This window comes from Streptomyces sp. NPDC057474 (assembly GCF_042802555.1).
Classification (GTDB): Bacteria; Actinomycetota; Actinomycetes; order Streptomycetales; family Streptomycetaceae; genus Streptomyces.
The window spans coordinates 17,208-37,706 of the sequence record NZ_JBHVDX010000089.1; the positions used below are offsets into that span (position 1 = coordinate 17,208).

General features: G+C 70.9%; 21 protein-coding genes. 15 read left to right on the forward strand and 6 right to left on the reverse strand.

The genetic code is table 11. The features are described 5' to 3' along the window. Positions 1 to 21: 21 nt before the first annotated feature. Positions 22 to 876, forward strand: a complete 855-nt coding sequence (locus tag ACFU53_RS24220) for a helix-turn-helix domain-containing protein (RefSeq protein WP_383996038.1) — start codon at positions 22 to 24, stop codon at positions 874 to 876. A gap of 10 nt (positions 877 to 886) precedes the next feature. Beyond that, positions 887 to 1,075, forward strand: coding sequence for a DUF397 domain-containing protein (locus tag ACFU53_RS24225; RefSeq protein WP_383996041.1), 189 nt, complete (start codon positions 887 to 889; stop codon positions 1,073 to 1,075). A 13-nt stretch (positions 1,076 to 1,088) separates the two neighbouring features. On the opposite strand, the gene ACFU53_RS24230 is transcribed toward ACFU53_RS24225, so the two are convergent. From ACFU53_RS24230 to ACFU53_RS24240, 3 genes are read right to left on the reverse strand one after another with little or no spacing between them, the layout of a single operon-like run. Further along, a complete protein-coding gene (locus ACFU53_RS24230; RefSeq protein WP_383996044.1) occupies positions 1,089 to 1,940 on the reverse strand; it encodes a helix-turn-helix domain-containing protein in 852 nt (283 codons plus the stop codon). Positions 1,941 to 1,963: 23 nt separating this feature from the next. Beyond that, positions 1,964 to 2,491: a DUF6879 family protein gene (locus ACFU53_RS24235; protein WP_383996047.1), complete on the reverse strand. Its 528-nt coding sequence runs from the start codon at positions 2,489 to 2,491 to the stop codon at positions 1,964 to 1,966. After that, positions 2,463 to 2,723, reverse strand: a complete 261-nt coding sequence (locus tag ACFU53_RS24240) for a hypothetical protein (protein WP_383996050.1) — start codon at positions 2,721 to 2,723, stop codon at positions 2,463 to 2,465. The genes ACFU53_RS24235 and ACFU53_RS24240 overlap by 29 nt, the downstream gene beginning before the upstream one ends. A gap of 323 nt (positions 2,724 to 3,046) precedes the next feature. Here ACFU53_RS24240 and ACFU53_RS24245 point away from each other — a divergent pair, with 323 nt between their 5' ends. The 6 genes from ACFU53_RS24245 to ACFU53_RS24270 all read left to right on the forward strand — a co-directional run bounded on the left by ACFU53_RS24245 (position 3,047) and on the right by ACFU53_RS24270 (position 9,011). Further along, the gene (locus ACFU53_RS24245) at positions 3,047 to 3,229 is read left to right on the forward strand and encodes a hypothetical protein (protein WP_383996053.1); all 183 of its coding nucleotides are present in this window, start codon (positions 3,047 to 3,049) and stop codon (positions 3,227 to 3,229) included. Between the two features lie 149 nt (positions 3,230 to 3,378). Continuing rightward, complete coding sequence (locus tag ACFU53_RS24250) at positions 3,379 to 4,026, forward strand: DUF5753 domain-containing protein (protein ID WP_383996095.1); 648 nt, start codon at positions 3,379 to 3,381, stop codon at positions 4,024 to 4,026. A 116-nt stretch (positions 4,027 to 4,142) separates the two neighbouring features. Next, a complete protein-coding gene (locus tag ACFU53_RS24255; protein WP_383996056.1) occupies positions 4,143 to 4,331 on the forward strand; it encodes a DUF397 domain-containing protein in 189 nt (62 codons plus the stop codon). Between the two features lie 212 nt (positions 4,332 to 4,543). Continuing rightward, the gene (locus tag ACFU53_RS24260; RefSeq protein WP_383996059.1) at positions 4,544 to 6,547 is read left to right on the forward strand and encodes an Ig-like domain repeat protein; all 2,004 of its coding nucleotides are present in this window, start codon (positions 4,544 to 4,546) and stop codon (positions 6,545 to 6,547) included. Positions 6,548 to 6,747: 200 nt separating this feature from the next. Further along, complete coding sequence (locus ACFU53_RS24265) at positions 6,748 to 7,524, forward strand: response regulator transcription factor (protein WP_383996062.1); 777 nt, start codon at positions 6,748 to 6,750, stop codon at positions 7,522 to 7,524. Positions 7,525 to 7,604: 80 nt separating this feature from the next. Beyond that, positions 7,605 to 9,011 (forward strand): sensor histidine kinase, encoded by a 1,407-nt coding sequence (locus ACFU53_RS24270; RefSeq protein ID WP_383996065.1) that lies wholly within the window; start codon positions 7,605 to 7,607, stop codon positions 9,009 to 9,011. A gap of 254 nt (positions 9,012 to 9,265) precedes the next feature. Here ACFU53_RS24270 and ACFU53_RS24275 read toward each other — a convergent pair whose 3' ends face one another. Together ACFU53_RS24275 and ACFU53_RS24280 are read right to left on the reverse strand one after the other, a co-directional pair. Further along, on the reverse strand, positions 9,266 to 10,798 hold the full coding sequence (locus tag ACFU53_RS24275) for a hypothetical protein (protein ID WP_383996068.1): 1,533 nt from the start codon (positions 10,796 to 10,798) through the stop codon (positions 9,266 to 9,268). A 186-nt stretch (positions 10,799 to 10,984) separates the two neighbouring features. Continuing rightward, positions 10,985 to 12,217: a PP2C family protein-serine/threonine phosphatase gene (locus ACFU53_RS24280; protein ID WP_383996071.1), complete on the reverse strand. Its 1,233-nt coding sequence runs from the start codon at positions 12,215 to 12,217 to the stop codon at positions 10,985 to 10,987. Between the two features lie 173 nt (positions 12,218 to 12,390). Between ACFU53_RS24280 and ACFU53_RS24285 the strand changes: the two genes are divergently transcribed. Then, complete coding sequence (locus ACFU53_RS24285; RefSeq protein ID WP_383996073.1) at positions 12,391 to 12,885, forward strand: hypothetical protein; 495 nt, start codon at positions 12,391 to 12,393, stop codon at positions 12,883 to 12,885. Between the two features lie 168 nt (positions 12,886 to 13,053). Continuing rightward, positions 13,054 to 13,989 carry a hypothetical protein gene (locus tag ACFU53_RS24290; protein WP_383996075.1) on the forward strand — a complete coding sequence of 312 codons (936 nt, stop codon included), beginning with the start codon at positions 13,054 to 13,056 and terminating at the stop codon, positions 13,987 to 13,989. Here ACFU53_RS24290 and ACFU53_RS24295 read toward each other — a convergent pair. Beyond that, positions 13,904 to 15,343: a PLP-dependent aminotransferase family protein gene (locus tag ACFU53_RS24295; protein WP_383996076.1), complete on the reverse strand. Its 1,440-nt coding sequence runs from the start codon at positions 15,341 to 15,343 to the stop codon at positions 13,904 to 13,906. The two genes, ACFU53_RS24290 and ACFU53_RS24295, sit on opposite strands and share 86 nt — an antisense overlap. 112 nt (positions 15,344 to 15,455) lie before the next feature. Between ACFU53_RS24295 and ACFU53_RS24300 the strand changes: the two genes are divergently transcribed. The 5 genes from ACFU53_RS24300 (at position 15,456) to ACFU53_RS24320 (ending at position 20,465) form a co-directional block, all read left to right on the forward strand. Next, positions 15,456 to 16,232, forward strand: a complete 777-nt coding sequence (locus ACFU53_RS24300; RefSeq protein ID WP_383996079.1) for an alpha/beta fold hydrolase — start codon at positions 15,456 to 15,458, stop codon at positions 16,230 to 16,232. Between the two features lie 107 nt (positions 16,233 to 16,339). After that, a complete protein-coding gene (locus tag ACFU53_RS24305; protein ID WP_383996082.1) occupies positions 16,340 to 16,792 on the forward strand; it encodes a hypothetical protein in 453 nt (150 codons plus the stop codon). A 250-nt stretch (positions 16,793 to 17,042) separates the two neighbouring features. Then, entirely contained in the window at positions 17,043 to 18,080 is a 1,038-nt protein-coding gene (locus ACFU53_RS24310) for an endonuclease/exonuclease/phosphatase family protein (protein WP_383996084.1), read from the forward strand. A gap of 58 nt (positions 18,081 to 18,138) precedes the next feature. Next, positions 18,139 to 20,100, forward strand: a complete 1,962-nt coding sequence (locus ACFU53_RS24315) for an FUSC family protein (RefSeq protein ID WP_383996087.1) — start codon at positions 18,139 to 18,141, stop codon at positions 20,098 to 20,100. Positions 20,101 to 20,249: 149 nt separating this feature from the next. Further along, positions 20,250 to 20,465, forward strand: coding sequence for a hypothetical protein (locus ACFU53_RS24320; RefSeq protein WP_383996090.1), 216 nt, complete (start codon positions 20,250 to 20,252; stop codon positions 20,463 to 20,465). The last annotated feature ends 34 nt before the right edge of the window (positions 20,466 to 20,499 follow it).

Here is a 20,499-nt window from a genome sequence, read left to right on the forward strand (position 1 = left end):
CCGCGCGCCGGAAGGGGCGGCATGACACCCAGACCCGCCCCAACGGCCCGACGCCTCCGGCTCGCCACTGAGCTGCGCAAACTGCGCGAACGAGCGGGCTTGACGTCGACCGAGGCCGCGAAACTGCTCGGCACCAGTTCAGGTCAACTCAGCAATGTAGAGTCGGCGAGGTTCGGAGTGAGTCCCGATCGAATCCGCGCGATGGCGGGCGTCTACTCCTGCACGGACCAGTCCTACGTCGACGCACTGGTCGAGATGGCCGCCGAAAAGCCGCGCGGCTGCTGGTGGGATGCGTACCGCGACGTGCTCCCCTCTGGGTTCCTCACCCTCGCCGAGCTGGAACACCACGCGACCGCCCTGCGCACCGCCTTCACCGTGCACGTCCCTGGCATGCTCCAAACACCGGACCACGCCAGGGAGATCTTCCGCCACGTGATCCCGTCCCCCACCCCGCCCGAGGTGGAGCACCGCGTCTCGCATCGCGTCAAACGGCAGGACGTCATCTACCGGGCGAGCCCCCACCCATACAGCACCGTCATCCACGAAGCCGCGCTGCGCATGCGCGTCGGCGGCCGATCGGTGGCAAGGGCTCAGCTCCAGCACCTGCTCGACATCGGCGAACGGAACCACATCACCATCCGGGTGCTCCCGTACGACGTCGGCGCGTTCCCCGGATCGGGCCAGTCCATCAACTACCTGTACGGCCCGGTGCCGCAGCTCGACACCGTGCAACTCGACCAGTTCCACGGTCCCCTATTGCTGGACGCCGAGGCTCACTTGGAGAAGTACCGACTTCTCCTCAACCTGGTTGAATCCATCGCCCTCGATCCCCCGAAGTCCCGCGACCTGATCCACTCCATCGCCCAAGACCTGTGAAGGAGCCCGCATGTCCACCCTCCACTGGCAGAAGTCGTCCTACTGCCAAGAAGGCGAAGCCTGCGTTCACATATCCGCCGGCCCCGAGACGATCCACCTCACCGAAAGCGCCGACCCCACCCAAGCCGTACTCAGCGCCACCTCCTCCGCCTTCGGCGCCCTACTCCACACTCTCAAGGAGAATCCGCACCACAGCTGACGTCATGTCCGAGTCAGCGCAGGGTCTCGATGGCTTTCAGGATCAGAGTGCGTGCTTCCGCCCCGTACACAGCCATGCTGCGCAGTTGCTCGAATGCCTTCAGATAGAGGGCGATCTCGTCAGGCTGGGTGATCCTGATCTGGGCTGACAACAACTCAACGGACACGAGCGTGTCGTCGTAGACGTGGAACAACTCCTGTGGCCACACCACGCGCTGACGCGTCGCGCTGGGGATGATGCCCAACGACACCTGTGGGAGGGCGCCGGCGGTGAGCAGGTAGCCGAGTTGTGCGGCCATCGCGTCCTCATCGCCCAACTGGTAGGAGAGGACGCTCTCTTCGACCAGCATGACAAACCGGTGGCCCGGCTGGTGGATGACCTGCGAACGTTCGAGGCGGGCTGCAGCAGCCTCCTCGCCATCGTCGGGGATATCGAGCAGCCGAGCGTTGGCGGACAACAACGCACGCGCATAGCCCTCGGTCTGAAGCAGACCGGGCACCAGCGTGGGGGAGTAGATCCGGAACAGCTCTGTGGACTGATAGAGCTCCACATAGCTGTCTTGGAGTCGCTTCAGGCCTGCACGAACCTTGCGCCGCCATTCGACGTACAGGGATTCCGCGTTGCGCGCCTGAGTGATGATGTCCGCGGCTTGGTCCTCGGCGTCGCAGGCCCGGCACCAGCGGCGGATGTCGTCCGGCGTGGGAGGTGTACGCGCGTTCTCGATTCGGGATGTCTTCGGATGTGTCCAGCCGCAGCGCACGGCCAGCTCAGTCCCGGTGATGCCGGCGTCGGCACGCAGCTCTCGCAGACGCTGTGCGACCCGTTCGCGCGCGGCCTGGGCCGAGGAGGACGGGGAGATGGGCATGAGCTGACCGTGTACCTTCCGTACTAGCTGATCTTGTAGTCCTCGTGCGGCGTCGCGCGTGCCCACACCGCTTCGAAGGCGTCTGCGCACAGACTCGCTGCGGCTGGATCCTCGCTGATCTCCCCGCCGCCGGAGGCGCCGTCGCCGGTGAAATGGTTCCACCGGATGAGCCGGTCGTCGATCAGCCAGAAGTCGTTGCCAGGCAACGCGATGTCGGAGGCGCGCCGACGCGGCAGCCACCGCACACGCTCACCCGCCTCAACGTTAACGACGGTGCCCGCGTGTTCGAACCGAATGTAGTCACTGACCGGCTCGGACACGATGCGGGCCCGGCGCACAACCACGCCGCGCGCCACCGTGCTCCGGACAAGTGTCGCCCACGGCGCCCAGTACGGCGATCCAGGGTCGTTGTCCCGTTCTCCAGTGCTCTTCCAGCGGGCGAAGTCGTCGGCTTCATTGGCGACTCCGTAGGCGTCGCGCATCTCCAGGTGGACGGCCGAGTGCTGAGCGCTGTTCAGCAGTTCATCGAAGCTGGGTACGTTCTGCGGCATCGCAGGCCTTCCTCAGGATCGGCGCCATTCGGGCCGGGATACGGACAATCGCCTCGTGATCGGGGATGCCTGCCGCGTGCCCTGGTGCTTCGAACGCAGCGCACTCGGCTTCGAGTTCGGGTGTCGGCTGCCATCCCTGAATGACCAGATCGTTGTTGCTCTCGTCGACCCAGACCGTGGGGCTCTCGCCCGTTCCGGTATTCGGGTCGATGCCGATGAACCGTAGCGTCATTGCTGCCTCCGGCACGCTTGGTGTGCACTGATGTACACAATTCTGGGATGTGGAAGGCATCCGATCAAGGGGGCAAAGTTGGCCATGACCTGGCTCAGTCAATTGCTTTGAACATTCGTGAACATCACTGGAAGGGGCACCTGCCATGCTTCTAGCGTCAGCAGGCACGACAAGAGCCCGGGCGAGGTAACAGCCCCGGAGCGAAGCCAACGCTGCTGAGGAGCGACGCCATGTGCGATCCCGTGGAAGAACGTGGCTCCTCAACTACAGGGCGCCCTACGGTCATTGCATCGAGAGCGGACCATGCAGGGAGGACCCGCGTGGTGACACAGAAACCTCAGGATTACAGCCTGACCGAGCTACCGGCCGAGCCCTCCGCCAAGCCGGGTTGCCCCGCTTGTCTGTCCATCGTGGTCTCCAGGGAGAACGCACGGTCCAAGGGTGACTTCAGCACCGTGTCCGACCGTAACGTGAGGCTGCGCCGGCACCACGAGGACGCCCACTGATGGACATGCGGACGTGGCGCGACAGCCGCAGCCGGGCGGACGACGCCACCCGGGCCCTTCGTGAAGCACTGGCCGCTCTCGGCCTGCCGGAGCGCGTGCAGCGGAATCTGCGGCCGATGGTGACCCATTCCGGAACGCCGTTCGTGCACATGGGGATGGTGAAGGCCGAGCATGTCGAGCGGATGACCCCGCCCCATGTCTCGCGTACGGCCGATACGGAATGGCAGGACGTGTGGTCACGGCGTCGCTGGGGTCTGGAGAAGAAGCAGGACGAGCTGGCCGAGTTGGAGCGGGCCTCCAGAGAGTTCCGCTATTTCCTGCCGTCGATGGTGACTGGTCTGCTCGCGACGCCTGATTACGTGCGAGCCAGTCTTGCGCACATCCCCGGCGATCACAGCAAGGCGATCGCGAAGAAACTGGAACGCCAAGCGAGGCTGCCTGACACCGCAAAACTCTTCACGTTCATCCTCACGGAACAGGCCGTCAGGTGGCCCATCCTTCCCCCACCAGCCATGGCCATGCAGGTTGACCGACTGATGTCCATCAGCCTGCTGCCCAACGTCCGGCTGGGGGTGATCCCCTTGGCGGGCCATATGCCACGAGCCCCGCTGAACACCTTCACCGTCTACGACACCCGGTTGGCGACAGCGGAGACGCGCAGCGGGGCCATGCTGTTTCGGGACCCCCGCGACGTGTCCGCCTACCTCGACGAATTCGCCGTTTACGAATCGTATGCCCTGTTTGGACAGGAGGGGCGGAGACAACTTTCGGAATGGGCCGGGGTGTTCGGCTCGTGATTCCGGACAATCCACCCTCGCCCCCCTTCCCGTAAATCCCCCCATGAACTCCCGCCCGGCATGGGCGGCAGCGCGGTCAGCCATGGCCGCGAGTAGTTGCGCAGAAAGGTGCAGTGATGCTGGACGGAAGTGACCTGTACGGGCTCGGCATCGACGGGGCGTCGTTCGTGAAGGCCTGCGGCGGCAACACCCACCCCGACGGGGAATCCTGCGTGACCCTCGCCCGGATCGGCGAGGACGCCTGGGCGCTCGGGGACAGCAAGCGGCCGGGCGCGGAGCCGCTCCGGTTCACCACGGACAGGTGACCCGTCATGCTGCTGACATCGCGTTCTCAGCGCCCCCTGTGAAGGTCCTGTCAGTGGCTTGATCTAGTCTTCGCTTACGCGCCACACGCGCCCCACACGGTCCCCCCATCCGGTCCACGGATCAGCCACGTCCTCGATCCCGCGCCGGTGGCCGTATGCGACGGCGCCCGTATCGCTGTCCCTTCGTTTTCCTTCCGGGGGTTCGAAACACCGTGCGCAGACACGTACGCACTCTTCCGGCCGTCACCGCGCTGGCCGTCCTCTTCAGCTCGGCCGCGCTCACGGTCGGGACAGCCACGCCCGCCGCGGCCTACACCACCACGACCCTGCCGGTGCTGTCGTCCGGCGACATCGTCGTGGACGGCGTCCACCAGCGGGTCTTCGTCTCCGACCCGACCAGTGGCAAGGTCGTCGCGACCGACTACGCGGGCACGGTCGTCGGCACCGTGCCCTCCCTGCCCGGCGCCAAGGGCCTGGAGCTGTCGGCCGACTCGGGCACGCTGTACGCGGCGGTGCCGGGCGCCGACGCGATCGTGGCGGTCGACACGACGACCGTGACCGAGACGAAGCGGTACCCGACGGGCGAGGGCACCGACCCGCAGTACCCGGCGTGGGCGGGCGGCAAGCTGTGGTTCGGCTACGGCGCCGCGACCCAGGGCAACATCGGCTCGCTGGACGTGTCCGGCGCCAACCCTGTCGTCGTGCTGAACCAGGAGCCGAACCGCACCTGGTACGCGGCCCCCGTCCTGGCGACCACATCGGGCGCACCGGACACACTGGTGGCGGGCATCAAGGACCTCAGCCCGTTCTCCCTGGCGGTCTACGACGTGTCCTCAGGCACCGCCGCCAAGACGGCGAGCGGCCCCGACACCGACGACCACGCCGGCAGCAACCTGCAGGACCTCGCGCTCACCCCCGACGGCTCCCAGGTCGTCACGGCCAGCGGACACCCGTACAACCACCAGGTTTTCGGGACGTCGGACCTGACCCGGGACGGCGTCTACCCGAGCACCCACTACCCGACGGCCGTCGAGATCGCACCCGACGGGACGGTCGCGGCAGGCGTCGACAACTGGGACGAGCCGGTCGTCTACCTCTACGAACCGGGCACGACCACGCCCATCCGCACGCACGTCTTCCGCGACAACAGCGGCTTCGGCAACGGCCGGGTCGTGCCCGGTGGCCTGGCCTGGACGCCCGATGAGTCCCGGCTGTTCGTGATCACCACCGACAGCGACGGCGGTTTCTCGTTGCGCGTGGTCACCGACCCCACCAGGGTGGAGACGGCCGTCACCGTGGACGCGCCCGCCACGGCCACCCGCGCCAAGGAGCTGACGGTCACCGGCCAGGTGACCTCGAACCTGGCGTTCCCGGACGGGGCCACCGTCACGGTGACCCGCACCGACATGGAGTCCCCGGCCGGCCGGACACTCGCCCCCGTGACGGTGACGGCCGACGGCTCGTACTCCTTCAAGGACACCCCGCCCTCCGGCGGTGCCGTCAAGTACACGGTCTCCTACACGGGCGACGCCGACCACGCGGCGAGCTCCGGCTCCGACACCGTCGCGGTCTCGCGCGCCACGCCCACGCTGACGCTCAACAAGAACGGCAACGTGTACGCGTACAGCGCGGACGTGTCGTTCACGGCGCACCTCGGCACGACCTACAAGAACCGCAAGGTCGAGATCTGGGCCGACCCCTACGGCTCCGACAAGCCGAACAAACTGGTGAAGTCCGGCTCGGTCAACTCCGAGGGCAACCTGTCCGTCACCCTCGACCTGACCCGTGACACCAAGCTCACCGCCAAGTTCGCGGGCGACTCGCGCTACGCGCCGAAGACGGCGGAGAGCCGCGTCTACACCAAGGTGAGGGTGTCGACGACGCCGAGCCGCCACTACAAGACCAAGTACGCCTGGAACCACACGTACTCCTACTTCCGTAAGTCCGTGGACCCGCTGTTCACGACCTCGATGACCTACTACCCGGGCCGCGAGTACCGGGTGCAGGTCCAGGCGTACTACGACGGCGCCTGGCGGACCACGGGCACGCAGTACTTCGCGCTGGAGTCGGGAGGCGTGGGCGCGGTCGAGCTCACCGGCACCCCGAACACCGGCGTCCGTTTCCGGATCCGCTCCTCGTACCTCGACACGAACTCCGGCGACAACGTGAACACGACGACGCACGGCGCCTGGAAGCACTTCGTCTTCACCAGCTGATCATCCGCGGGAACCGTCGGGAGCGGCGGGGACCACCGAGAGCGCGTCCGGTCATCGACCGGGCGCGCTCTCGCGTTTCAGGAACGGCTTGTTCCGAATCATTTCGAAAGCGCTCTCCCTTACCTGCGGGTACATGTGACGATACGAACCTGCCGAAACTTGAGACCTCAACTGAGGTCACGGTCGCAAAGGAACAGGACATGACCGCCCCTGTGCCCTCGGTCCACTCAGCAGCGATACCCGTCCCGCCAGCAACATCGGCGTCCACGGCCGCACCGGCCTCGCCGACCGCGCCCGCCGGGCGGCTGCTCGTCGTGGACGACGAGGAGGGCATCCGTTCCATGCTCACCATGGCGCTGGATTTCCTCGGCTATCAGGTGACCGCCGCGGCGACCGGGCGGCAGGCGCTGCAGGCCGTCACCCGGTACGACCCCGATCTGATCCTCCTCGACGTCAACCTCCCCGACCTGGGCGGCTTCGAGGTCTGCCGGACCCTGCGCGACCGGGGCAACGCCGTCCCCGTCCTGTTCCTCACCGGGCTCGGCGGTGTCGACGACCGGGTGCGCGGCCTGGACATGGGCGGCGACGACTTCGTCACCAAGCCGTTCGAGCTGAAGGAGGTCGCCGCCCGTGTCCGCGCCCTGCTGCGCCGGGCCGGCGGCGGCCATCCCGCGCCCGACCGCAACCGCCTCCGCGCCGGCGCGGTCCAGCTCGACGCCGACGCCCACCAGGTCTGGGCCGCCGGCCGCCCCGTGGACCTCACGACCACCGAGTTCGCCCTTCTGCGCTACCTCATGGAGAACCCCGGCCGCGTCCTCTCCCGGGGCCAGATCCAGGAACGCGTCTGGAACCACCGCGACGAGGGGTCCGGCGTCGTCGACACGTACATCTACTACCTGCGCCGCAAACTGGGCGAGCCGGGCCAGACCCTCATACGGACGGTCAGGGGCGTGGGCTACCAACTGCGCGCGAACTGAGCGCGGAAGCCTCCCGGGGGAGGGGCGGGCAACGGCAGCGGGGGCTACGGGAAGCTGGGCGGCGTGGACGGGCTGGTCGGATGAGTGGGTTCACCGGGCTGGGCGAGAACATCAGGGCGGCCGGACTGCTCGCGCCGAGTGACACGTGCCGTCGGCCCCACCCCGGCCGCCCCGGCCCACCCGTCGAGCAGCCGATCCGTCCCGACCACGCGGGCCGACGCACCGTCGGCTTCTGGCTGATCGCCACCCTCACCACCCTGGGCGCGGTCGCCACCCTCTCCGCCCACACCCTCGCCCACCACCTCACCGCCCGCACCGACCAGGAGATAACGAGGTCCAGCGGGTTCGGTGGTCACGGCGGTCCGGACGCGAGCTCGGCCCCGGGGTCACCGGAGACATCGACGTCGTCATACGCCCCGGCCCCGATCCCCGTACTACGGGCCCCGTCCCTCTCCAGGAACGACCTCGTCCTCGTCCTCGACACCAAGGGCAACGTCGTGGAGCGTTACCCGGGCTCGGACGGTCTCCCCGCGTTCCCCGAGCTCACGCCCACCCGTCTGAAGGCGTACGCGGCGCGGGCGAACCCGTCGGCGTTCGGGGAGAGTTACCGGGCGATGGTGGTGCGCGCGCCGGAGGCGGGCCGGAATCACGAGGGCGGCTACATCGTCACGGCCAGGTCGACGGCGGACGACCGGCGGGCGGTCGAACGCCTCCTCCAGGTCGAGACGGCGGCCGCGCTCCCCCTCCTCGCCACCGTCCTGATCGGCGCCCGCCGCCTCGGTCGCCGTGAGGTCAGGGAGCGGCACGACACCGAGCGGCGGCTGCGCGAGTTCATGGCGACCGCAGGTCACGAGCTGCGCAACCCGCTGACCACGATCTCCGGTTACGCCGAACTCGCCCGGGTCGGCGACCCCGCGTACGAACCCATGCGGCAGGAGGCGCTCGGCCGGATCGCCACCGAGGTCGGCCGGATGAGCACACTCATCGACGAACTCGTGCTGCTGACGCGCCTGGACCTCGGCCAGCCTCTACAGCTGACCTGCGTGGACCTGGCCCAGCTGTGCCGCGACGCGGTCTCCGCCGCCCGCGACTGCCACCCCGACCGTCCCGTACGGCTGCTGCTCGCCCCCGGCGACCACACGGTCACCGGCGACCCGTTGCGGCTGCACCAACTGGTCGCCAACCTGCTGGCCAACGCCCGCGTCCACACACCGCCGGGCACCACGACCACGCTGGGCCTCGGCACGGAGGACGGCTACCGGGTGATCGAGGTCCTGGACGACGGCCCCGGAATCCCGCGTGAACTCCGCGCCCGGCTCTTCGACCCCTTCGTACGCGGTGAGGAGACGCGGGCCGCCGGCAGCGGGCTCGGCCTCAGCATCGTGACGGCGATCGCGACGGCCCATGGCGGCATGGTCACTCTCGAACCGTCCCAACCGTCGCACCGGGGAGCGTGGTTCAGAGTGCGGATCCCGGCCTCGTCATGACCCACCCGTCACAACCCACGGGTTGTGACAGGAGGTGGACTTTGCCAACGGCTGGGGAGTTTCTGATCATTCTCTGATCACACTCCAATCCCTTCCGGAGCTGCGACCGCTTAAGTGATCAACGTGCGGTGTCCACCATGTGTACCGGCGGTGTGACCTCGTACAACTCCCCTCCGAGGCCGGCCCGGCATTCGCCCTGATCGACGGCTCATCGATCTACGACGAACGGAACGACGGCTCATCGACCGGCTCGGCTAACCGGGTACGTGTTGGGCCGGCCTCAACTCCCCGCCCTGTTGCCGCAGTTCGGTCAGAAGTTGCCGAGCGTGCTCCAGGGCCCCGGCCCGCCGCCCCGGGACCCGGCCCCGCAACTCCACGAGCTCGACACCGAGTTCACGGGCTCGCCCCGCGTCCGCGACCAGCCCCCACTGATGGTGCGCCCGGTCGACCGCCGCCTCGACCACCGGGTCCTGCGCCGGCCGCCCCGCCGCGAGCCGCGCCTGGGCCACCCCCATCCAGGCCGCACAACTCCCCGCCGGGTCCCCCGCGAACATCGCCAGATCCGCCCGCACCTCCCGCCAGTGCAACACCTCTTCCGACCCGTCCCCGAACTCCCGCAACGCCCCCTGCTCCCACCGCGCGGCAAGATCAGCGGCCTCGGAATGCCGCCCGGCTTCGACGGCGACGGCGATGGCGCTATGGGGGTCGGCGACCGCAGAAGCCACGGACGAGCCACCCGCCGCAGGCCTGGGCGGCGCATTCTCCATAGTCCTGGGCAGCACGTTCCCCACAGGGCCGGACAGCGCACTCCCCACAGGCCCGGACGAAGCATGCGCCACAGGCCCGGACGAAGCATGCGCCACAGGCCCGGGGGCGTGCACCGGCAGCGGGGGCAAGGCGTTCGCCGCCGGCCCGGGCAAAGCGTTCGCCGCCAGCCCGGGCAAAGCGTTCGCCGCCAGCCCGGGCAAAGCGTTCGCCGCCAGCCCGGGCAAGGCGTTCGCCGTCGGTCCTGCCCAGTTGTTTTCAGCCTGTCCGGCGTTTGAGGACGAGCCCGGAGGGCGACTGCGGGGGGCTGGGGGCGGAGCCCCCGGGGACGGGATGGGACGGGTAGGGGCGGCGGGGGCGAATTCGGCGTACGGGGCACCCGTGCCGGGCGTCGTCGCGTCCCAGGCCAGGACCAGGTCCCCGTAACCCCCCGTCCGTGCGAGCACCTGCTCGTGGAGTACGGCCGGCCCCGGCCGCTGCCCGCTCCGCAGTATCGTCGCCAGCGCCTTCATGTACCCCGGCACGCCCACCACCCGCCGCACCCCCGCCCCCGGCGGCGCGATCCGCCCGTACACACTCACCCCGGGCCCCACCGAGAGCGGCTGCCCGGCCAACTGCCGCCACACCTCCGCGTCGGCGTGCAGATCGACGAACAAGGTCGTGGACCCGGGCGTACGCAGCCGCAGTTCCTCCACGATCCAGTGCCAGGGAAACGCCGTGTACCGCACGGTGGCCGGCGTCGTACGCGCCAGCGCCAGATGCACGAGCCGCTGCTTGCGGTCGAGTTGGAGCTGCCCGGCGAGGTACACGGTGAGCGGCCCGGGCGCGGTGGCCGCGGCGCGCAGCCGCGTGAGCACGGCCTGCGGCTCCAGCGGATCGGCCAGCTCGACCACGTTCGCCGTACCCGTGCCGGACAGCACCTCGGGCGTGACGGCCGCCAGTATGGGAAGCACGGAGGCCGCGTCCACCAGGCACCCCTTGCCCATGGGCGAGGCCGCGAGCAGCAGCACTGTTCCGGGCATCGTTCCCTCCCCATCGATCACGTTCGCCAGCCAGCACGGTAACCGCTGCGCGTGCAAACGGGGAAAGGAGCGCTCACTTCGGGTCGCCCGCACGACGAACGAAGCCGGGCACGAACACCGCGCTCCCGACATCCGACACCGTCCTCACGACACCCGACACCACCCTCACGGCACCGGACACCGACCTCACGACGTGCGATGTACTGCCCCCGGCCCCCGCCGCATCGGCTCGGACGCCCGGCGTACCGCGAAGATCGTCGTGTCGTCGTCGAGGCCGCCGCGGGTGTGGGCGAGGACGCCGTCGCGGACGAGGCGGACCAGGGACTCGGGGTCGAGGGCGGGCCCGGCGGCGAGGGCGCGGGTGAGGTACTCGCGGAGGGGAAAGAAGACACCGCTCCCGTCGCGCGCCTCCGTCACCCCGTCCGTGACCAGGAGCAACGTCTCGTCGGCGGCGAGCCGGACCGTGGACGCCCTGGGCGTCTGCGGCGCCAACTCACTGAGCCCCAGCGGGAGTCCGTCCCACAGCGGCAGGGAGCGCACGCCGTCGGGGGAGACCAGGAGCGGGGGTTCGTGGCCGAAGTTGACGACGTCCACGGTGACCGCGTCGAGCCCGGTGAGGTCCGGTCCCCAGTCGGTCCGCTCGCTGCGCAGTTCGGGGAAGTCGAGCAGCACGGCGGTCGCGAAGCGTTCGGCGTCGTCGCGGCCGACGTGCGCGCAGTACCGCACGTGCCGCAGCATGCGCGTCTCCAGCCGCTCGGCCACCGTGGCCGGTTCGGACTCGTAGTAGGCGGCCTCGCGGAACGTGCCGAGCAGCACGGACGCCGCCTCCACCGCAGCGAGCCCCTTGCCCTGGACGTCGCCGATGACGACGCGCGTGCCGTACGGGCTGGGCTGGATGTCGTAGAAGTCGCCGCCCACGCGGGCCTCGCTGTCGGCAGCGAGGTAGATCTCCGCGTGGTCGAGGCCGCCGACGTCCGGCGGCAGCTGGCGCAGCAGGATACGGCGGGTGGTGTCGACGACGGCCCGCATGTGCAGCATCCGCTCCTGCCCGCGCAGCCGTACCGCGCAGGCCAGCACGGACAGGATCCCGCCGAGGGCGACGAGGACGAAGTCGGGGAGGCCGGTGCGGTACTGGTGGGGCCAGGAGTTGTCGCCCAGGAAGTACATGAGCATGGCGAGCGCCGCGAACAGCGCCGTCGTCCAGACCCGGCAGACCGCGGCGGCCACGCCCGGTACGAGCACCAGCCAGGAGATGACCCGGAAGTCGCCGCCGGTGATCCAGTCGAGCACCGGTACGGCGAGCAGCATCACCAGCGGCGGAAGCCAGGCGATGTTGCGCCCGCGGACCCGCAGCAGGTGCTGCCGCTCGAAAGGGTCCGGCTCCCGACGCACACGCGGCACCGGCATCCGCATCCGCATGCCCCACAGCGAAACACGCCCCTACGCCCCCCGCATCCCGACCAGCCCCGCGCTGCCGACCGCGCTCCATCCCTGTCACGACTCCCGCGTCCCGACTTGCCAGGGGCTCTGCCCAGGTGTGCTCTGGTAGTCGGGGCGGAGAGTTGCGGGGGAGGGAAGAGAGGAGTGCTCCCATGGCTCATGCGGCACCCACTCCGGGCCGGCCGGTGATTCCGGGCGGGCCCTCGGCTCCGGGCGGACCCTCGGCTCCGGGCAGGTCGGCGGCGCCGGCCACACCCGATGTCTTCAGCGAGCGCGCCCACACGCTCACGAACCGGATCCTGCCCGTGGTCCTCGGCCTCGTCTACGGCTACTGGGCCGCGGCCATGAACCGCGACGCCGGCCCCATCACCGGCTGGAACGTCCTCTTCGGCTTCGTGACCGCGTTCGTGTTCGCGGCGCTCCACATCGCCGTTCAGACCGTGGCACCCCGTCTGCGCCGCGAACTCCACGCCCTCCTGTGGGCCGCCTTCGCGGGCTGCGCCTTCGGCTTCCTCTACAGCCAGGCGACACAGCACACCGTGCTGCGCTCCGCGGCCATGTCGCTCGCCGTCGCGGCGGCGTTCTTCGCGGTGAACTTCTACCGCTACTACACGCACGAGGACGCGACGGGCCACCGGCTGCGCTGATCAGGCCTCCTCCCGCTCCCAGGTACCGGAGGCCGGGGTTCCGGCGCGGGCACGGGTCCGTGCAGCGCGGCGGCCGGTCTCCCCGTTCGGCTTGTCCTGTGGGGCCATTCGCAGTCACGTGGGGCGGGAGCGCTCGCGTGGTGGTGGGCGGGGGCCTTGTCTGGAGGGGTGTCCCACCGTGCTCGCGGCACCCTGTCGGCCGTGCTGACCGTGCTCGCCTGCCTGCTCGCGCCGGTGGGTGCGCTGGCCGCGTGGGCGACGTACGAGATCGCGGACCGGACGCGGTACGAGGCGGTCATGGCGCCGCTGGCCACCGACCCGGACGTACGGGAGGCCCTCGCGGACGCGGTCGCCGCCGGGATCCTGCGCGAGGTCCGGGTGAGGCCGCCGCTGCGGCAAGCCGTACGGGACTTCACGCACGACGCGGCGCGCTCCTTCACCCGGACCGAGGCGTTCCGCGCGGCGTGGCACACGGCGAACCGCGCGGCGCACGACGCGGTGCTGAAGGCGGTGCGCGAGGAGGGCGCGTACGACGGGAACGGGGGTGCGGGCGGTGGTGAGGCGCGGGCGGTGACGCTCGACCTCGCGCCCGTCGGCGAACGCGTCAAGCGCCAACTCGTCCGCGACCACGTGCCGTTCGCCCATCGCATCCCGGTCGCGCACACCGAGTTCGAGGTGCTGTCGGCCGCAGAACTGGTTCAGCTTCGGAAGGGATATCGCGTGCTCGAAATCGCCGCGTTCTGGCTCCCGGTCGGCGCGCTCGCGCTGGCCGCCGGTGGCATTCTCGTCGCGACGCAGCGCCGCCGGGCCGTCTGCGCGACAGGCCTCGGCACGGCTCTCGGCGGCGCGCTCCTCGGCGGCGCCGTCGCCCTCGGCCGCCACCTCACCCTCGCCGACCTGCCCCCGGGCGTCTCCCCCGCGGCCGCCGGCGCCGTCTACGACGCCCTCACCGCCACCCTCCGCACCGTGACCTGGGGCCTGCTGGCCCTCGGCGCGACCGTGGCCGCGGCCGCCTGGCTCACGGGCCACCTCGTGCGACATCGCCGAGCGTCCGCAACGCCCCCGCCAACTCCGGCAGAGGAACCGACGCGAGCCCGAGCCTGACGCAGTCGGACGCGGGGGAGGGTGGGCGCGGCGGCACCCAGTCAGCGCCGGCAAGCGTGCCCGACCCCCGCCCCGCACCGGCCGCCGGACCGCTGAAGGCCGGCCCCGGAGTCACCGCCACCCCCCTCTCGGCCGCGGCCGCGCAAAACGTGTCCGCACGCCAGGGCTCCGGCAACTCCCACCACGCGTAGTACGCCCTCGGATCCCCCCGTACGGCGAACCCCGCGAGATGCTCGGCGACCAGCCGCTGCCGTGCCGCCGCATCCGCCCGCTTCGCCTCGACCAGCCGCCCGACCGTCCCGTCCCCGATCCACCGCACCCCCGCCTCCAGCGCGAACCGCCCCGCCGCCCAGCCCCCCGAACGCAATGCGTCCGCCGCTCCCTCGGCCCGCCCCACCGGCACCACCAGAAACCCGACCGTCAGCCCCGGCGCCACCCGCTTGGACAGCCCGTCGACGACGAAAACCCGCTCGGGCGCGTACGCGGCCAACGGCGGTACCTGTTCACAGCCGCCCCCTCCCGCATCTCCACCCGCATCTCCACCCGCATCTCCACCCGCCAAGAACGACCAGATCCGGTCCTCGATCACCGGCAGGTCCAACTCCCGCACCACACCGGCGAGTTCGAACCGCCGCCCCGCCCCCATCGTCACGGACGTCGGATTGTGCAACGTCGGCTGCACATACACCGCCGACAGCGGCGCCGCCCGATGCGCCGCCGCCACGGCCTCCGGCCGCACCCCCTCCCCATCCGTCGCGAGCGGCACCAGGGTCACCCCCAGCCGCCCGGCGATCTCCTTGACCAGCGGATACGTGAGGGCCTCGACACCGACGCGGCCCCCTGGCCGTACGAGGTGGGCGAGGGCCGCGGCGATGGCCTGGCGCGCGTTCCCGGCGAAGAGGAACCGGTCCGGGGCCGGGCTCCAGCCGGCCGTGGCGAGCAGCCCGGCCGCGGCCTCGCGCGCGGCGGCCGTACCGGTCGCGGGGGCCGTGCGCAGCGCGTCCGTCAGCACGTCCGGCCGCAGCAGCGGAGCGATCCCGGCGGCCAGCAGCTCCGACTGACCGGGCGCGGATGGGTAGTTGAGCTCCAGGTTCACGGGCGCCGAGCCGGCCGGCTCGGCCAGCGCCCACCCCGCCGACACCGCCGGCGCCGCCCGTACGAACGTCCCGCGCCCGACCTCGCCCACCACCAGCCCGCGCCGCACCAGCTCCGCGTACACCCGCCCGGCGGTCGACCCGGCGACCCCCCGCCGCCGCGCGAACACCCGCTGCGGCGGCAGCCGTTCACCGGGCTTCAGCCGCCCGGCGGCGATGTCGTCCGCGATGCGATCGGCGATACGCCGGTAGTCGGCCACAACCTCGTCTCCCCACGCTCAGTCTTCGCACTCATCCTTCAGTCCCAGCACATTGCACCGAGGGCAAAGATCTTATTGCACCGAGGAGTTGAGGGACCCTAAGGTCGAATCCATGACCACCTTCCTCTCATACGAGGACAAAGGGGAAGCATCCCCATCCCTCCCCCTCGTCCTCGTCCACGGCCACCCCTTCGACCGCACGATGTGGCACCCCCAGATCACCGCGTTCGCCGCCTCCCGCCGTGTGATCGCCCCCGATCTGCGGGGCTACGGCCGGTCCCCCGTCGTCCCGGGCGTCACCCCGCTCTCGACGTTCGCCGAGGACATCGCCACGCTCCTCGACGACCTCGGTGTCTCCGACTTCGTCCTCGGGGGCCTCTCCATGGGCGGCCAGATCGCGATGGAGTGCTGTCGCCAGTACCCGCACCGCGTCCGCGGCCTCCTCCTCGCCGACACCTTCCCGGCCGCCGAGACGGCGGAGGGCAGGCGCGCCCGGAACGCCATGGCCGACCGGCTGCTGCGTGAGGGCATGACGGGGTACGCCGACGAGGTGCTGTACAAGATGGTCGCGCCGTACGCGGACGCCGGGGTCGCGGCCCATGTGCGCCGCATGATGACGGCCACCGACCCCGAGGGCGCCGCGGCGGCCCTGCGCGGCCGCGCCGAACGCCCCGACTACCGTGACCTGCTCACCCGCGTCACCGTCCCGGCCACGGTCGTCGTCGGCGCCGACGACGAGTACACCCCCGTCTCCGACGCCGAGGCCATGCACGCAGCCCTCCCCGACTCCACCCTCCACGTCATCGACGGCGCCGCCCACCTGCCGAACCTGGAGCGCCCGGAGGAGTTCAACAAGGCGCTGGAGCACTTTCTGGCACGGCTGGACTGAGGGCGGCCCCGGGGACGAGGTTCACCCGTTTGGCCTACACCGAGTGCGGCGCTCCCCCCGCCGCGTGAGCATGCGGGTGAGCTGTCCATCCGTCGGAGGAGGCCCTCATGGCCCAGCACAGCACCGCACCGCGTTCGAACACGTCGCAGGAGACGTCGACGCCCCACCGGGAGACCCGCTCGGAGTGGGCCCACGGCGGGATGGTCTTCGCCGGTGTCCTGATGATGGTCATCGGCGTCATGGGCATCCTCAACGGCATCGCGGGGATCGCCACGGACGACGTGTATGCGGACCTCGGGACCTACGTCTTCAAGTTCAGCCTCACCACGTGGGGCTGGATCCACCTGGTGCTCGGACTCGCCGTCCTGGGCACCGGCTATGCCGTCATCCAGGGCCGCGACTGGGCCCGTGCCGTGGGCATCGCCCTGACGTCCCTGTTCGCCATCGAGTACTTCATGTTCCTGCCGTACGCCCCCGTCTGGTCCGTCATCTGCATCGGCATCGCGGTGTTCGTGATGTGGTCCCTGGCGACGGCCCCGGATTCCCACGCGCGGATGTGACTCCGCCGGACGCGTAAGAGCTCGGGGTACCTGCGCGTCGGCGGGTGCGGGTGGTGTGTGGTTGCTCGCGCGGTTCCCCGCGCCCCTGAAAAGCAGGGGCCGTGTCCTTCAGGGGCGCGGGGCTGTGTCGATCAGCGGCTCCGCCGCGGGGCGCGAGAAGCCCCATCCACCCGCACCCGACCGCGCAACCTTCTCTGCACTCCACCCGTCCTTAAAAGGACCTGGCAACAAGAACGAAAGGCCCCGGCCCGTGGAGAGCGCGACCATCGAGCGGCCGGAGCCGATGCCGGAACCCGCACCGGAAGCCGGGCCGACCCCGCGGAAGCGGCACCGCGGCAAGGCCTTCCTCGCCGCCCTGCTCCTCCTCGGCGTCAGCGTCGTCGTCGCCTCCCGCGCGGCCGGCATCGACGCCTTCACCCCGGTCCCCCAGCTCCTCGCGTTCCTGCCCTGGCTCCTCGCCCCCACCGCCCTGGCCCTCCTCCTCGCGCTCGTCGCCCGCTGGTGGATCGGCCTGACCTGGGGCGTGGTCGTCCTCGGCGCGCTCGCCTGGTACATCGAGCCGTACGGCAAGGCGAGCGAGCCGGGCGGGACGGTGCTCGCCGAGGTACGGGTGATGACGTCGAACGTGCAGTTCGGCCGGGGCACCGACGCCCTCATCAAGGCCGTACGCCGCGACCGCCCCGACATCGTCTTCGTCGAGGAGTGCGAACTCACCTGCTCGGCCCGTCTCCGCGACACCCTCGGCGACCTGAGCGGCGAAACCCCTGCCTACCCCCACCGCCAGTCCATCGAGGGCTACGGCTCCACCGGCTCCGTCATCCTCAGCCGTTACCCCCTCAAGTCCGCCGACCCGATCCCCGGCACGATGGGCATGCCCGGCGCGGTCGCCGACGTCGAGGGCCACCCCGTACGGCTGCAGCTGGCGCACCCCATGCCCCCGCTGCCGGGACAGCTGGACACCTGGCGGCGGGAGCTCGGCGCGCTGCGGGCGTACGCGGCGAAGGACGCCCGGACACCGACCATCCTGGCCGGGGACTTCAACGCCACCCAGGACCACGCGACCTTCCGCGCCATCCTCGACACGGGCCTCAGCGACGCCGCGCGCCTGGCCGGGCAGGACCGGAGGCCGACCTGGCCCTCCCGGACGACCCCGCGGATCGGCGCCCAGATCGACCACGTCCTCGTCTCCTCGAAGGACTTCTCCGCACGCGAGGTCCGCTTCCGGGAGCTGTCCGGCACCGACCACAACGCCGTCACCGCGGACCTCGCCCTTCACCGGCGCGGGTGAACCAAAAGGTCACAAACACCCCCCAGAAACCCCGTTCTCCCCCGGTCATAATGGGCGCATGTCCCGCCCGTTCCCCATCGGCCTCGCCCCGCCCGACTGGCTGGTGCGGAACCTCCGGCCGCAGCCGGCGCCGATCAACCGGCCGGCCGTCGGGCGCGCGGCGGTCGCGCTGACGCTGCCGCTCGTGCTCGGCCTCGCCGCCGGCCGGCCCGAGTACGGCGCACTCGCTTCCATGGGCGCCCTCTCGGGCGTCATCAGCGACACGGCGGACGCGTACCGGATGCGGCTGCTCAACATCGCGATCCCACAGCTGTTCAGCGCCGTGGGCATCACGCTCGGCTCGCTGGTCCACGGCCAGGGCTGGGTCACCGTCGCCGCGCTCACCGGGGTCGCGCTCGTCTCCGGGATGATCTCGTCGATCGGTGCCGTGGCCTCCGTGTCGGGGCTGCTGCTGCTCCTCAACTCGGTGGTGGGCGCGGGCCTCCCGATGCCGGGGGAGTGGTGGCTGGCCCCGCTGCTGATGTCCGGCGGCGGCCTCCTCGTCCTCGCCCAGGCCCTGCTCGCCTGGCCCCTCAGGGCGGGCGTACCGGAACGGGCGGCCGTCGCGGACACGTACCGCAAGGTCGCGGACCTGCTCGCGGCCACGACAGTGGACGCCCCGAACGGCGACGAAGACGCGTACGACGCGGCCCGGCGCTTCGTCACCCAGTCCCTCAACCAGTCCTACGACCTCGTCCTCGCCCGCCGCGCCCGGCACCACGGCCGCAGTCCCGAACTGGTGCGGCTGCTGGCCCAGTTGAACGCGATCACCCCGCTGGTGGAGGCAGCCCCGGCGGTACGGCTGTCCGGCCGGCCACTGCCCGCCGAGATCCCGACAGCCGTACGCCATCTCGCGGAGGCCGTCGAGACGGGGTACTCGGGGCCGCTGGGGCTGGCGCTGCCGAAGCCCGGGAGCGAGATCGGGCGGGCGGTCGACCAGGCGCTGCGGCACGCCGCCGACGTCGCCACCGAGAAGTCACCGGACGCGCTGAAGAAGGCCGGCGACCGGGCCGGCCGCCCCGCCCCGCTGGGCGTGCGCGCCGTCCGGGTCGCGCGGAACGTCGCCCTCTCCGGCGCCTCCTGGCGCTACGGCCTGCGTCTCGCGCTGTGCATCGGCATCGCGCAGGCCCTGGTGTCGCTCGTGCCCGTGCCGCGCTCGTACTGGGTGGCGCTGACCATCACGTTCGTGCTGAAGCCGGACTTCGGGTCGGTCTTCTCCCGGGCGCTGCTGCGGGCGCTCGGCACGGTCGTGGGGCTCGTGGTCGCGGCCGGGATCCTCACGGAGGTGCCGCGCGGCTGGTGGGACGTGCCGGTGATGCTGCTGCTCGCGCCGCTCATCCCGGTGTTCACCCCCCGGGGCTACGGCTATCAGACGGCCGCCATCACGCCGGTGATCCTGCTCCTCTCCGACATCCTCAACCACCAGGGCACCGGTCTGCTGGTGCCGCGTCTCGTCGACTCCCTCATGGGCTGCGCGATCGCCCTCGTCGCGGGCTATCTGCTCTGGCCGGAGAGCTGGCACGCACGGGTCGGCGACCGGCTCGCGAACGCGGTCGCCGACACGGCCGAGTACGTCGAACGCGCCTTCGGGGAGGGCCCGGCGGACCCCGCCGGACGGGCCCGGATGCGCCGCCGCCTCTACCGGGACCTGTCCGCCATCCGTACGGAGTTCCAGCGGGCCCTGACCGAACCGCCGCCCATCGGCCGACGGGCCGCCGCCTGGTGGCCGCTGGTCGTGGCGGTCGAGCGGATCATCGACGCGACGACGGCCGCGCGGGTCCGGATCAAGCAGGGCGCGGAGCCGCCGTCCACCGCCGAGGTCGGCCAAGTGACTCTGCAGCTGCGGGAGCTGGCGGGGGGACTGCGGAAGACGAACGTCCTCTACGAGGTCCGCTCCGACCTCAGCGGACCGCCCGGGAGCGTGCTGGAGCCACTGCGCCAGGAGGTGGCGGCGGCCCGGACGATCGCGTCGCCCCACTGAGCCCAGGGTCTCTCTGGTCCCCAGGTCAACCCGACGCAGGGCGCCGAATCGTTACGTCATCCCCGCACGGGTGACGGGGGGCGAGTTCGCAGGCGGAAAGGCGCAATGATCAATCCTGTTGAACCGCCCTACCTATAAGGGGATTTTTCATGCGTCGCACCGCGACCGTCCTGCTCGGAACCTTCGCCCTCGCCGGCGCCATGGCCCCGGCCGCCAACGCGATCCCGGACCCGGTCGGCACCGCCACCTGTGTCGCCGAGACCCCGGCCGGCGTGACGGAGCTCGCCGACCCGGCCGCGCTCCTCGACCCGGCCGGTCTCGTGGACCCGGCGGGCCTCCCGGGCGTCAGCTGCCTGGCTCCCTGACCTCCGCGGCAGCCCGAAGACGTGCGGGCCGTCC